This is a genomic window from Pseudomonas sp. S3E12 (assembly GCF_001702295.1).
In the GTDB taxonomy this organism is placed as follows: domain Bacteria; phylum Pseudomonadota; class Gammaproteobacteria; order Pseudomonadales; family Pseudomonadaceae; genus Aquipseudomonas; species Aquipseudomonas marginalis.
Window position 1 is genome coordinate 42,355 of the sequence record NZ_MBDT01000018.1, and the last position, 12,990, is coordinate 55,344.

The following is a 12,990-nucleotide window of genomic DNA, read 5'->3' on the forward strand; positions in this document are numbered from 1 at the left end:
GATTTTGTCAAAATTTGGCCCTGCATGGCAAGCGGGCCAATCACTCACTCCCTAACATTCACTGTCTTAGAAAAGTGTAATGACCAAGGGAATACTCCATGCTGAAAAAACACCTGGCGTTAGCTGTGCTCGTCACCCTGGTGTGGGGGTTGAATTTCCCTATCACCAAATTGGGCCTGCGCACGGTTGACCCGTTTATTCTCACGGGTATTCGCTTTGCCCTCGCCGCCCTGCCGCTGGTGTTCTTCATCAAGCGGCCCGCCATCAAGTTCAGCTACGTGGCCGCCTACGGCTTTATCTTCGGGCTGGGTATGTGGGGCGTGATCAACTATGGAATCGAGAGGGGTGTGAGCCCCGGCATCGCGTCATTGATCATTCAACTCAGCGTGTTTTTCACCATGGGCTGGGGTTGTGTGTTGTTCAATGAGCGAATCCGAGGTCCGCAGATAGCCGGCGCGGTCCTCGCGTTGGCCGGCCTGCTCGGGATTATCTCGACTCAAACCGGCGACCACGCGCTGTTGGGTGTCCTGCTGATCGTGCTCAGTGCCCTGGCCTGGAGCATCGGCAACGTCATCATCAAGCAATCGGGCGTCAAAGAGATCTTTTCGTTCATGGTGTGGGCCAGCCTGTTTCCACCGATTCCACTGTTCCTCATGGCTTGGTGGATGCACGGTGGCGCGCCATTCGAACACTTAACCGCTAGTCTCGACCTGAGGGCCACCGGGTCCATCCTTTTTCAGGTCTACCTGGCCACACATTTTGCCTATTGGGGCTGGAACTCGTTGCTCAGGCTGTATCCCGTGTCTACGGTGGCGCCGCTGTCATTGCTGATTCCGGTATTCGGAATCGCCGGTTCAATGCTGATCACCGGCGAGCACCTCTCCACTACGAACCTGATCTGCATTGCGGTGATCATCGCGGGCTTGGCAGTGGGATTAGTGCCTGGCTACAGACCGAGCCTGGGAAAAAACCCAAAATAATCTTCGAGCAAAAAGTCGCCGTTCAGCGATCAGTTCTGGTTGGGATGTGCTCAACAACATATTCAACCAGTTGACTCAGGCTTTGCTCGAACGTCTGGTTAGCCGTATCAATGACCAGGTCCGGGTTCAAGGGCGGCTGGTACGGTGCATCTATACCAGTGAAATCGAGAATTTCCCCGGCCCGAGCCTTGCGATACAAGCCCTTGGGGTCACGCAGCTCACACGTTGCCAGGTCTGCTGCGATATAGATTTCGTGGAAAGACGTGTTGCTGGCAGCGGCGCGGGCACGAGCGCGTCCTTCACGATAGGGGGAGATGAATGCCGTGATGCAAATCATGCCTGCATCGGCGAACAGTGCGGCTACCTCACTGACCCGGCGGATGTTCTCTGTTCTATCGTCTTCTGAAAATCCGAGGTTGGCATTAAGCCCTTTGCGAACATTGTCTCCGTCCAGCGTGTAGCACGCATAACCGGACCTTAACAGATGCGCTTCCAAGGCCATCGCCAAACTCGACTTTCCGGACGCAGAAAGGCCCGTAAACCAAAGTACAGCACCTTGTGCCCCCATATAATGGGCGCGCTCAGCCTGGGTCACATGGTGGCTGACAGACGTCAAGTTAGGGGTATTGAAAGGCGACTTCATAAGTTAGATCCAGCATCTCTCAACGCATGAGTTAGACGGTGCGGAGCATTCTACTCAACACCGTTCGATTATGGCCAATCGTCTTGGGCACTTCAGACATGAGTATATCAAGAGACGATCACCTCCCAACTTCTGCCAGGTAGGTGGATAAATATTCACGGGGAAAGGCGTACTGTTCCAATCCGCTCAAACCGCAAACAATTGCCTCACGCCATTTTTCAAGAAATACCGTCGAGACCTTGCGCTTATCAACACTAACTCCGGCCGTGTGCAGCAACCGTCGGCTTCGCCGCTTGGAGTTCGGGTCGTTTTCAATGTAATACGATAGGAAACTGCGCTTTATCGAGTTCAAGTGAGGTAGCAGGAACTGCTCGGGTTTCCCCCGTTGATCGGCTGACAGTACTTTCAGCATTCGATTCAGCACTCTCATAGCCTGCAGCTCATGGCCGGTCAGAGAGCGGTTGTGCTGAATGCTCTGCGGAGAGCGAGGCCTCAAGGTAAAGCCTGCGTGCCCCTCAATCATATTGTAGAAACGATCGGGGTCGTCACGTAGTAACTCTACGGGAATAACCAGCACATTTGAGGCACCAAACAGTGAAGCGTACAGACTGCACAACCTTGTGTAATTCAGAAGTTCGAGCAACATCGCATGCCAGCGCTCGGCAAACACGCGAGGATTTTCAGAGGCGCCTTCCTTTACCGCCTGATTGTAATAGCTGTCCAAAAACGACAACGGACTTCTTGTCACAATCAATACTTTCGCGTCGGATAACTCGTGTTTCAGCGCAGCCGCTACCAGGCCTTGGTAGGTTTGAATTTCATCTGTCGTTACCGGCCTCGGCGCCCAACCGCAGAGTTCTTCACTGCTCACAAAAACAGGGGTGTCGGCCAGTGGAACATGTGGCGCTATCGTCGATTCCCCCGGCCCGCTCAGATAAGCGCCCAGCGAAGCACCCTGAACTATATTTTGTGCGTAGTTGTGCCACTGCAACACCTGCACGTCGCCCCGTTGCTGTGCCGCGGCCTGTATGTAGGTCGACGCTGACTTGGGCAGGCCAATATGAATAAGCTTCATTAAATATCCTGTTGGAGGTCCCCCGAAAACAATCGGCGCCACCCCATGAGTAAATTCAACGCCCTGCAGTTGCGGCAGGCTTTCGCGATCAGCCTAGGTCAGTTTCGTCGCCTGAACCTTGGCCACCCCATCCTTGGGGGCGATCAACTTTCCTTTCAGCCAGACACGTAGATTGACGTGCTTATCTTCCAGCAACCACGCGAGCAAGGTTGCGAACAGTATGCATATAAACACCGACAGCCAAGCATTAGGTACGCGCGATGAATCTATATATTGCCCCACCAGGACGCGAATAGGTTCATGTGTCAGGTACAGCGCATAGGACACAAAAGCGCCCTTCGCAGCCACCCACTTGAGCGGCGAGGGAATATGAAGATCTTTGCATGCCAGTATCACCAGCATCAGTCCTGCACCTGAAAAGATCAACAGTTGCAAGTCATACATATTTACTTGACTGGCAAGCGAGAGTTTCTGGAATCGCCAGAGGATCCCGGCCACAACAGCCATCAGGGGAATAACAACCTGCCGCCAACCGATCTGGGGCGCATAAACAAATATAGTCGCGCAGGCAGCCCCCACAAACCACTCCCATGCCACCGACTCCCACACGGTGAAATACCCAACCACGAACGTCGCAGGACCTGCCAGCAGCATTGCAAACGCTTTCTCAATTTTTCCCATCGATCGCCAAAAAAAGGCAATGCCGAAAAAGACGTAAAGCCACCACTCAATGGCGATTGTCCAAAGAACACTGTTGCCCCCATAAATCCTTATAGGCGGCACGCCCTCTATCATCCTGGCAAAAGGCGTGTGCTGAAGCTGAAAAAGATGCCCGACAGAATCCCAGGCCGTTGGCGGCGCCCGACCCAATAAAACAATACAAACCAGAAAGGTGATTATCAGCCCCGGAACATATAAAACATATATCCGGCTAAAGCGATCAATCATGTATTCGCCAAAGCTGTACTTGGCTTTACTCAGGCATTGATAGGCAATAAGAAAACCTGAAAGCCAGAAAAACACAACAACCGCCAGGCTTTGAAATGGCATTACATTGCCGAACCAACTGTCAGGTACCACCACTGAAAAGGTATGCCCCACCAGCACCACAAACGCTGCCAGCGCGCGTATTGCGTCGAGCATGGTCGACTGGCCGATGGATAATCTATTAGTCACGAATATATCCCTTATTCATTATTCTTCGAAAAAAACATCTATATTCAACGGAGTTGACATGCAGAGATAAACGCGTCTCCGCCATATAATCGTGCAACCATCAGCGGATGGCACTGACGCACAAAGAACACCACACCGCGCAAAAAACAAAAAACCGTCATTCAAACGAGAATGACGGTTTGTTCAAGATTGGCCGTTTCAGGCGGACGTCCGCTCATGTCGATGCCCGCTCCAGCAGACGTACCGCGATGTCCCAATCCTCTGGCGTATCAATATCCAGCGACTCGCGACTGTCCGTCATGACTAACGGCACCGTACCGGGGCCTACAAAACGCTTCTGCTCACGAAGCACGTCTGGCGCCAGCAGGTAAATCGAACCGTCCAGCGTGTAGGCCGGTTCCAGATCCTGAGACCGCCTCGACAGGCTCTCCCAGCCGAGGAATGGCGTCATCGTGTCCCCATCCAGCCTGAAACACCAAGCAGGATGGGAACTGGCAGCAGTCACACTGACCACGGAGCGGGAGACGTCTTGCTGGAACTGCACTACCGCGCGCCGAATGGATTCTGCCGAACGAAAGGGCGACGTCGGCTGAAGCAACATGACAGCCTCTACCGCGCCATGAACCGCTTCATACTCATCCAGCACCTGCACCACCACATCAAAACTGCCAGCAGTATCAGTGGCCAGATGCGCGGGCCTCATACTGAGAACATTGCCACCAAAGGCGCGGGCAACGTCTGCAATAGCCAGGTCGTCCGTGGAAATCACCACATCGGTAACAACGCCACTTTGCAGCGCAGCTTCAATTGTCCATGCAATCAACGGCCGCCCACCCAGAACCTTGATGTTCTTTCCGGGCAGCCGCTTGGATCCGCCCCTTGCGGGTACGATTGCAAGGATTTTCATTTCAGCGCCACAAAGTCGCTCAACATCGACAATCCGACCTTGCCACTTTTTTCAGGATGGAATTGAGCGCCCCACACATTGTCGCGTCCGATGACAGCCGCCACCGCAGTATCGCCGTACAAGCAATCCGCAACGCGATGAGCACCATCGTCAGGCACAGCCATGTAAGAGTGCACAAAATAGACCGCGCTGTTATGCGGTTCTATCGAGGCCAGCAATGTCCCGTCCCAGGATTCGCGCCCTGCGGCACACACCAGGTTGGACCAACCGATATGCGGGATTTTCAGACGAGCACCGCTGCTATCAACGGCAGGTATGGGTTCTACCGTACCCGGGATCAACCCCAACCCGTTGATAAGGCCAAACTCGTGACTGCAATCGAGCAACAACTGCATGCCCAGGCAAATACCGAAAAGTGGCGCACCTGATGACGCGTACTCTTTGATTGCCTGATCCATTCCGTTTGCCGACAACATCGTCATTGCATTGGAAAATGCGCCCACACCCGGCAATAGAACCTTGGTGGCGTCTTTCAACGCATCGGGATCGGAAACCAGGTTTACCGTCGCACCACAGTGTTCGAGCGCCCGGCGGACGCTGAACAGGTTACCTACGCCATAATCGATAACAGTAACTACATTACTCATAGGTTCGAACCCGGATCCCGCCAGCAGATGCTTCTGTTCGGATGTCAGCCAACGATGCTCGCTTAAAGTGAAGAATGTCAGCCATGGCGACCGCATCCGCGCCCTTCCTGACCACCTCGACCGCATCCTGGGCTTTACCCATGCCGCCGCTGGCTATAACAGGAATATTGACTGACTCGCTCACCGCTTGAACAAGCGCCAGATCGAAACCTTTGCGAGTTCCTTCGCGGTCGACTGAAGTCAGCAAAATTTCTCCGGCCCCCAGCGCTGCAGCCTGTTTTGCCCAGTCAACGACGTCAATGCCCGTGCTTTCACGGCCATTGTCGGTGAAAACCTCCCAACGTTCCGGCGAGACGCTTTTTGCCTCAATAGACAAAACCATGCATTGGCTGCCAAAACGTCGAGCGATCTCGGTGATCAACTGCGGGTTGCTTACGGCAGCGGTATTGACCGCCACCTTATCAGCGCCACATCTCAACAAATGAGCAACATCGTCGGCCGATCGCACACCTCCGCCGACGGTCAGGGGAATGAAGACATTCTCTGCCGCCTGCTTGATCAGCTCGCTCAGGCTGTTGCGCCCGTACAGACTCGCGACGCAATCCATATAGATCAATTCATCAATGCCCTGCTCGTAGTAACGCAGGGCATGTTCGTTAGGGGAGCCGACAACGCGGAGCCCCTCAAGATGAATGCCTTTAATGAGATTGGCACCTTTCACATCAAGGCGAGCAATCAGTCGCGTGTTGCTCATTCAGCGTTAACCTGAGGATTCCAGGGCGTGTAACGCAGCTTCCACTCGCCATCCACCACATGCCAAAGGTGCGGGGAGCGGAAACGATCGCACGTTTCCAGGAACTCTTCACGGGTCATGCTGATGTAGTCGAGGAATTCCTTTTCGTAGCGCGATGGATATTCACCCTCATAACGCTGCATCAACGCAATTGCTTCGTCCTTGTCGATGTGGTGGTTACGAATTTCCTGAGCGGAGTCCATCATCGAGCGGCCTACGCCGAACTTGATCCAACGGGTGAAGTAGAAGAAACCGTCGACCTTGTCATCGAGGCTGTTGTACTTGGAGTACGTCCCCTCAGTGCGAACAGGGTTGGCTTCGAAGCCGGTATTCTCTACGGCGTAGTAGTAGGCTTCCTGCGGTACCCATTTCTTGTAGTAACCCAGGTATTTGAAATCGATACCCTTGCGCTCAAGCACTTCGGCGGGCATTGGCAGGTAGCTTTTCAAGTCAACCAGAGGAACGCCTTCATCCAGGTATTCGCCGATTTTCTTGCCGCCCAGATAAACGTCGCGTACGTCTTTGCCACCGAAATAATCCAGCGAAAAACCCTCGCTTTCCGCTACTTCGTTGGCTGCCGCGTAGCTGGAGGTTTTATGGGAAATCTTTTCGCCATATTCGCCGGGCATTTCTCCGTAGAAGATCAACGGAATATTCAGTTGTGCTGCCATTTTGGCAACGAACGTCTTCTGCCCCAGGATGAATGGCTGGAACGGGTGCAGCAGGTTGATTGTTGCATTGCGGGTCAGCAGGCGGTGAATCTTGCCATTGGGGGTATACAGATAGTTATCGAAGCCACCCACATGCAGCCACTGCTGGAAGTTTTTCCAACCGATATCGGTATACAGATGCGGCGACCAGGTCACGGTCAGAGGGTTCATGCCGTATTTGTATTTCAGCAGGTGAGACTGCATCGCGCTGTCCTTACCACCGCTACCACCGACGATGCAGTCATAGGTGCCGTCGGTCTTGCGATGTTGATTGCACAACTCGACGAGTTCACGCTCGCGCTCATCCCAATCGATTTCGCCGTCTTCCTTGAGAATGTTGAAACGGCAAGCGTGACATACACCCTCCTCGTCGAAACTCAAGGTTGTCTTGGTCGAGCCATTGCTGTGCGCGTATTCATTACTCGACATCGGCTGCTGGTTCGACATGTTGCATTTTTTGCAGAACTTAACGTCGCGCGGCAACCCGTAATAAACTTCCAGTTCACTTTTTGGCTTGCTGAACCTTGAAAGATCTATAGATGAACCCGGGGCAATTTTCAAAACCAATCTCCAATCACGAAATTATTTATTGAACAGTGTACTTGTACGTGCCAACAGCGGATCGTTGGGCCTGCATCGCTACCGCCCCGCGTGCTGCACGCGCTCGAACAACATTGGTATATCGCTCTGCCCCCCAATAGACGAATTCATCGAGTACCTCGGGGCCCACACGTAGATACCAGCGCTTACGTGTATTCGGTTTATCAGCCGCTCATTGAGGCCGACATTCCTTGTCGCTTCAGTCGGATAACGTTTTTTCCTTCAGTACTGCCTGACATCATCTGAAAACTGAGTTCTATTGACGCGCTCAGACGCACAAGCCTTGCGCAGTCCCATTTCATGGATTGCGACCAAGGGCCTGACAGGCGCATTTTTTAAGGGGCATCGTTCAACTGAGCTCATGATCTTTTGGACTGAACTTTAAATTTCGACTCACGGATCCGCATTGGAGAGCTCACCACCAAATGCCCCGCCTGCAGGTCCCTGACCAACGTACTTCCCGCTGCCACTATGGCACTCTCGCCAATGCTGAGGCCTTGTAGCGTAGTTGAACCTGCACCCACAAATGCGCGAGTCGCCACTTTTACTCCACCGCATAGAACTGCCGCGGGAGCAATGTGTACATGGCTTGCGATTATACAGTCGTGATCGATTCTGGCCCCGGTATTTATTATCGTGTTGGCGCCTATGACGGAGTCGGGCTGAATCACTGCCCCCGCCATGACTTGGGCACCCGCCTCCAGCACCACAGTGGAGTCGATCCAAGCTGCCGAATGCACAAGCGGCGCAAAGGTAAAGCCCTTGGCCGTCAATTCCAGAAATACCTGCATCCTGCGATCGCTGCCGATGACCTGTCCCAGGCCATTGACCAATGACACTTGGGTTGGATCCAGCCCATCAAGTGCCTCATCCCCCCCCAGCACCCTTACGCCACGCCAGCATTCGATACCGCTCTGCGCCAGGCCAGGATCGCAGACCCCCTTCACTACCGCCCCCATCGACTGAAGCAGCGCCAATAACACTTTCGCATGCCCCCCAGCGCCGAGAATGACAAATGGCAGCAGGGAAACGTCGCGACCTGACCCAGTCATTCGATGATCTCGCCGGCACGATAGTTACGAGAAGCTATCGCTCCAACGCGCTGCCACAACTGCGTCGCAGGCAAGCCGCTGCCCGAGCGCGCGGTGGTGAGGTCGGCGCGGGCGAACGGCTGCCCCGACGTGATTTCGCGGGCTGCCACTACCTGCTGACGAGCAGCCTTGCGAGTGTCCCACTCACTGGGTTGTGGGGATTTTCCCGGTTTTCCAAGAGCCAATTCCAGCGCTCTTATCTGCCTCACCATGTCAGCCAATTCCGACGGTTCCAACGAGGCCTTGTGATCGGGGCCAGGCATGGAGCGATCCAACGTAAAATGTTTTTCGATCACAGTCGCGCCACGGGCAACCGCGGCAACAGGCACCAATAATCCTTCCGTATGGTCCGAGTACCCTACTTCAAGTCCGAATGCTTCTTTCAACGTATCCATGGCCCGAAGGTTTACTTCCGCCATCGGCGTAGGGTATTGCGACGTACAGTGCAACAAGGTGACATGACCAGCCAAACGGCCTCTTGCCTCATCATCACTCCAGCACCGCCAAACCTCGTCCATATGTGCCGGTTCGGCGTCATTGCACAGTGCGTGCGCAACAATAGCCAGACCTTGCTCGACCTCACTCAGCGTGGCCATGCCCGTCGACAGGATGAGCGCCTTCCCGGTCTTGGCAAACTGCCAAAGCAGCGGCCCATTGGTCAATTCCCCAGAAGGAACCTTGAAGAACGGAATACCCAGCGAACAGAGAAAGTCCAGGCTATCGCTATCAAAAGCCGTGCTAATAAATTCAATGCCACGGGCTTTGGCATGGCGTTGCAAATCGGCGTGCCAGGCACGAGGCAGCTCAAGCTTCTGCAGCATCGCTAACTGACTTTCAGCCGCGTCGGTAGTTTCCTGCTGATACAAGGCCTTGGGCGCGCTTGCGGAAGCCAATTTACGGGCATCAAAAGTCTGGAACTTTACCGCATCCGCTCCGGCGCTCGCGGCCATGTCGACCAGTTCGAACGCCAACTCGCGCTCACCATTATGGTTTACACCGGCCTCAGCAATAACGTACACCGCATCTTTTTTGGGTAGTTTCATACGTCAACTCAAATCATGAAATGTTTTGTGACTCGATAGGTCACAAGTTTCAAGAACGGCCACGATAGCCTCGGCGACTTCGCCCTGCCCGTACGGGTTGGTTGTGTCCCTGCAAGATTGGGCAAATGGCGCACTCAGTGCCAACGCAAGCGCCGCGACGATGGCGTCTTTATCCGGCGGGCAGGCTAATACAGAGTCCGCACAAAGCCGGCCAGCCTGACGCATACCAATATTGACGGTTGGCACGCCAAGTGACGGCACTTCGATGATCCCACTGGAAGAGTTGCCGACAACCGCTGAGGAGCGTGCTACGACACTGAGATAACGCCGAAAACCCAACGAAGGGATCGCCAATACCCGATCAGCGTGACGGGCAGCAAAATCCTCAAGCAGCGGAATGATAGCGCGACCACCATTGTCGGCGTTCGGGTAGGTCAGAATGACACGATAATCCGCGAACTCCTCCAAGGCCAGCAACAGGGCGCTGAAGCTCTGCACCGGGTCCTCGGCCAGTGCCGTGACCGGGTGGTAAGTGACCAGGATGAGCGGTGCATCCACGGCAAACTGCAGGCTCTCGCTCAACTCCTGTGCCGACATAAGCGGCGTGCGCCTGATGTGATCAAGCCCCACCGCTCCGACATTGAAGACCCGCTCGGGGCTTTCACCCATCTGAATGACACGCTGCCGATAGGGCTCGGCCGCCACGAAATGCAGATAAGCCATTTTCGTGATTGCATGGCGAATGGCGTCATCGTAGGCACCTTCCGTCAGCTCCCCACCATGCAAATGAACCACAGGAATGCGCATGACCAACGCAGCCTGAACAATGCTCAGCGCCTCGAATCGATCCCCCAGCACCACCAGCATCTGCGGACGCAACCGATCCAGAGCATCAGCGAATCCCAGCGTCCCCAACCCCATGGACTTGGCTACGCCGACGTCGGTATTGGAAGACAGCAGCATCTCGACCTTGGCGTCGATGGCAAAACCATCGAGCTCGATTTGTCGCCAAGTCTCTCCAAACTCAGGAGAAAGGTGCATGCAACTGACGATGGTTTGCAGCTCAAGCAGCTCGCTGGCCTGAATGCCTTTCATCAGCCAATACAGCAAGCCGTACTCAGCCCGAGTACCGGTAAAGACGGCGACGCGACGTTTCATGAGCGTCCCGCAGGCGGCACGCTGCTTGGCAGGTTGACGATACGCGCCTCCAACCAATGCGAGTTACTGAGATCACCCTTCAAGCAATGCTCGTAAGCCGGCAAATGGTTCATCAATTTCCAGATGGGGCGAGTCATGACTCCACTGTCGTTGGTCGCTTTCAGGAGTTCGTCACGCTGCGTCTTGTCATTGCAAATGACTGCGTTCAACCAGTAGTTGGATTTGCCATGCGCCGGCTCGGTAAAAAACTGCAAGTCGGTTTGTGCCAACTCATGCTTGTAATTCATCGCAAGCTGTCGCTTGGATACCAGGAACGAATCCAACTGTTCCAGCTGCGCACAACCCAGGGCCGCATTGAGGTTCGGCAACCGGTAGTTATACCCCACTTCGTCATGTACATATTCGTAGGCATGAGGCTGTTTGGCAGTAGTCGTCAGATGCTTGGCTTTAACGCCCAGTACCTCGTTGGTCAGCAGCATGCCGCCACCGCCAGTGGTAATGATCTTGTTGCCATTGAAACTGAGGGTGCCAATCAGCCCGAAGGTGCCGGTATGACGCTCTTTGTAAGTACTGCCTAGAGACTCGGCAGCATCTTCCACCAACGCCAGCCCCCAGCGAGTACAGACCTCCATGAGCGCATCAAGCGCTACGGGATGGCCAAATGTATGCATTGGCAGGCAGACCCTGACCACACGGTCGTCACTTCGCAAGCGGCAAAGGCCATCGGCGTCGATAAACGCTTCGGACTCAAGCCATGCATCCAGGGCTGACGGCGAAAGGCCCAAGGTCTCGCGATCGACATCGACGAAAACAGGTTGAGCGCCACAGTAGGCAATGGCATTGCATGTAGCGACAAAAGTCAGGGACTGAGTAATGACCAGGTCACCCGGTTTCACTCCCGCCAACAAAAGCGCTACGTGCAACGCAGCAGTACCGTTTACGGTAGCGACTGCGCGTTCACTGCCCGTGTAAACCTGCATGTCCCGCTCGAAACGATCTACAAAGGCACCCACACTGGAGACGAAGGTCGATTCGATCGTATCTGCTACATACTTTTTCTCGTTACCGGAGAACACGGGGGCATGCAACGGAATGAACTCATTTGTTCCATATTGATCGCGTACAAACCGAACCAGGGCATCAAACATTTCGAGCCTCAAACGTTATAAATATTGGCTTTATATTTGCTGAGATTTTGAGGCTGGGAGAACCACTCAACCGTTTTTTCCAAGCCTTGGCGAATCGAATACTCAGGTTCGAAACCGGTAAGACCGTGGATCTTTGAGTTATCACACCACAAGCGGAAAACTTCTGACTTCTCGGGACGCAGACGCTGATCGTCTGTCAGAAACTCAACATCGCTATTCATCAACTCGCGAATAAGATTGAGCGTATCACCTACCGAAATTTCAAAATTCGAACCGATGTTTACTGTTTCACCGATGGCTTGCTCGCAGCGGGCCAACTCTAGGAAGCCACGGCAGGTATCGGCGACATAGTTGAAGTCGCGAGTCGGGGTTACATCACCCAACTTGATCTGTTTCTGCCCGGCGGCGATCTGGCTGATAATCGTCGGGATAACTGCGCGAGCAGACTGGCGAGGGCCATAGGTGTTAAACGGCCGGGCAATCGTCAATGGCAGATCAAATGCGTTGAAAAAACTCATCGCCATTGCATCAGCGCCAATTTTTGAAGCGCTGTACGGTGATTGTGCCTGAAGCGGGTGCTTCTCATCGATAGGCACATACTGGGCAGTGCCGTACACCTCACTGGTGGATGTATGGATAATGCGCTTTACGCCGTTTTCCAAGGCGGCCTGACAAATATTCAAAGTGCCTTTGACATTGGTGTCCACATAACTGTCTGGCGCGACATACGAATAAGGAATGGCAATCAGCGCTGCCAAGTGAAAAACGATATCGACGCCTTTAGTGATGTGCTTGCAATAGTGCGGGTCACGCACATCGCCATTGAGCACCTCGATTCGCGACAGGCAATCGACGTCCTCAAGCCATCCCCAATAGTTGAAGGAGTTATACTGAGACAGCGCCTTGACATTATAACCTTCACGCACGAGCAGCTCGGTCAAATGCGAGCCAATGAACCCATCCGCACCGGTCACTAAAACTGTAGTCATCGTTCAACCCTTAACGTACTTGCCCCGAAG

The 12,990-nt window shown here is 54.0% G+C and carries 13 protein-coding genes; 1 reads left to right on the top strand and 12 read right to left on the bottom strand.

Going from position 1 to position 12,990, the window contains the following annotated elements:
* Positions 1-98: 98 nt before the first annotated feature.
* A complete protein-coding gene (locus tag BB029_RS15035; protein WP_065939792.1) occupies positions 99-980 on the top strand; it encodes an EamA family transporter in 882 nt (293 codons plus the stop codon).
* 22 nt (positions 981-1,002) lie between these two features.
* Here BB029_RS15035 and cysC read toward each other — a convergent pair whose 3' ends face one another.
* The 12 genes from cysC to BB029_RS15095 form a co-directional block, all read right to left on the bottom strand.
* Positions 1,003-1,623 carry an adenylyl-sulfate kinase gene (cysC, locus tag BB029_RS15040; RefSeq protein ID WP_065939793.1) on the bottom strand — a complete coding sequence of 207 codons (621 nt, stop codon included), beginning with the start codon at positions 1,621-1,623 and terminating at the stop codon, positions 1,003-1,005.
* 118 nt (positions 1,624-1,741) lie between these two features.
* A complete protein-coding gene (locus tag BB029_RS15045; RefSeq protein ID WP_065939794.1) occupies positions 1,742-2,698 on the bottom strand; it encodes a hypothetical protein in 957 nt (318 codons plus the stop codon).
* Between the two features lie 93 nt (positions 2,699-2,791).
* Entirely contained in the window at positions 2,792-3,874 is a 1,083-nt protein-coding gene (locus BB029_RS15050) for an acyltransferase (protein ID WP_065939795.1), read from the bottom strand.
* Positions 3,875-4,088: 214 nt separating this feature from the next.
* Entirely contained in the window at positions 4,089-4,781 is a 693-nt protein-coding gene (locus BB029_RS15055; RefSeq protein ID WP_065939796.1) for a cytidylyltransferase domain-containing protein, read from the bottom strand.
* The gene (hisH, locus tag BB029_RS15060) at positions 4,778-5,428 is read right to left on the bottom strand and encodes an imidazole glycerol phosphate synthase subunit HisH (RefSeq protein WP_065939797.1); all 651 of its coding nucleotides are present in this window, start codon (positions 5,426-5,428) and stop codon (positions 4,778-4,780) included. The genes BB029_RS15055 and hisH overlap by 4 nt, the downstream gene beginning before the upstream one ends.
* Entirely contained in the window at positions 5,421-6,182 is a 762-nt protein-coding gene (hisF, locus tag BB029_RS15065; protein WP_065939798.1) for an imidazole glycerol phosphate synthase subunit HisF, read from the bottom strand. Before hisF ends, hisH begins: the two co-directional genes overlap by 8 nt.
* Entirely contained in the window at positions 6,179-7,498 is a 1,320-nt protein-coding gene (locus BB029_RS15070) for an N-acetyl sugar amidotransferase (protein ID WP_371914623.1), read from the bottom strand. The genes hisF and BB029_RS15070 overlap by 4 nt, the downstream gene beginning before the upstream one ends.
* A 392-nt stretch (positions 7,499-7,890) precedes the next feature.
* The gene (locus tag BB029_RS15075) at positions 7,891-8,583 is read right to left on the bottom strand and encodes an acetyltransferase (protein ID WP_065939800.1); all 693 of its coding nucleotides are present in this window, start codon (positions 8,581-8,583) and stop codon (positions 7,891-7,893) included.
* Complete coding sequence (gene neuB, locus BB029_RS15080) at positions 8,580-9,665, bottom strand: N-acetylneuraminate synthase (RefSeq protein WP_065939801.1); 1,086 nt, start codon at positions 9,663-9,665, stop codon at positions 8,580-8,582. Before neuB ends, BB029_RS15075 begins: the two co-directional genes overlap by 4 nt.
* 3 nt (positions 9,666-9,668) lie before the next feature.
* Positions 9,669-10,823: a UDP-N-acetylglucosamine 2-epimerase gene (neuC, locus tag BB029_RS15085; RefSeq protein WP_065939802.1), complete on the bottom strand. Its 1,155-nt coding sequence runs from the start codon at positions 10,821-10,823 to the stop codon at positions 9,669-9,671.
* Positions 10,820-11,971: a LegC family aminotransferase gene (locus BB029_RS15090; protein WP_065939803.1), complete on the bottom strand. Its 1,152-nt coding sequence runs from the start codon at positions 11,969-11,971 to the stop codon at positions 10,820-10,822. The genes neuC and BB029_RS15090 overlap by 4 nt, the downstream gene beginning before the upstream one ends.
* An 8-nt stretch (positions 11,972-11,979) precedes the next feature.
* Positions 11,980-12,960: an NAD-dependent 4,6-dehydratase LegB gene (locus BB029_RS15095; protein WP_065939804.1), complete on the bottom strand. Its 981-nt coding sequence runs from the start codon at positions 12,958-12,960 to the stop codon at positions 11,980-11,982.
* Positions 12,961-12,990 lie beyond the last annotated feature (30 nt).

Bases quoted from the DNA above. Each gene is read 5' to 3' on its own strand.
- BB029_RS15090 (WP_065939803.1), bottom strand. From the start codon at position 11,971: ATGTTTGATGCCCTGGTTCGGTTTGTACGCGATCAATATGGAACAAAT.
- neuC (WP_065939802.1), bottom strand. From the start codon at position 10,823: ATGAAACGTCGCGTCGCCGTCTTTACCGGTACTCGGGCTGAGTACGGC.
- BB029_RS15055 (WP_065939796.1), bottom strand. From the start codon at position 4,781: ATGAAAATCCTTGCAATCGTACCCGCAAGGGGCGGATCCAAGCGGCTG.
- hisF (WP_065939798.1), bottom strand. From the start codon at position 6,182: ATGAGCAACACGCGACTGATTGCTCGCCTTGATGTGAAAGGTGCCAAT.
- BB029_RS15075 (WP_065939800.1), bottom strand. From the start codon at position 8,583: ATGACTGGGTCAGGTCGCGACGTTTCCCTGCTGCCATTTGTCATTCTC.
- BB029_RS15035 (WP_065939792.1), top strand. From the start codon at position 99: ATGCTGAAAAAACACCTGGCGTTAGCTGTGCTCGTCACCCTGGTGTGG.
- BB029_RS15045 (WP_065939794.1), bottom strand. From the start codon at position 2,698: ATGAAGCTTATTCATATTGGCCTGCCCAAGTCAGCGTCGACCTACATA.
- cysC (WP_065939793.1), bottom strand. From the start codon at position 1,623: ATGAAGTCGCCTTTCAATACCCCTAACTTGACGTCTGTCAGCCACCAT.
- BB029_RS15095 (WP_065939804.1), bottom strand. From the start codon at position 12,960: ATGACTACAGTTTTAGTGACCGGTGCGGATGGGTTCATTGGCTCGCAT.
- neuB (WP_065939801.1), bottom strand. From the start codon at position 9,665: ATGAAACTACCCAAAAAAGATGCGGTGTACGTTATTGCTGAGGCCGGT.
- hisH (WP_065939797.1), bottom strand. From the start codon at position 5,428: ATGAGTAATGTAGTTACTGTTATCGATTATGGCGTAGGTAACCTGTTC.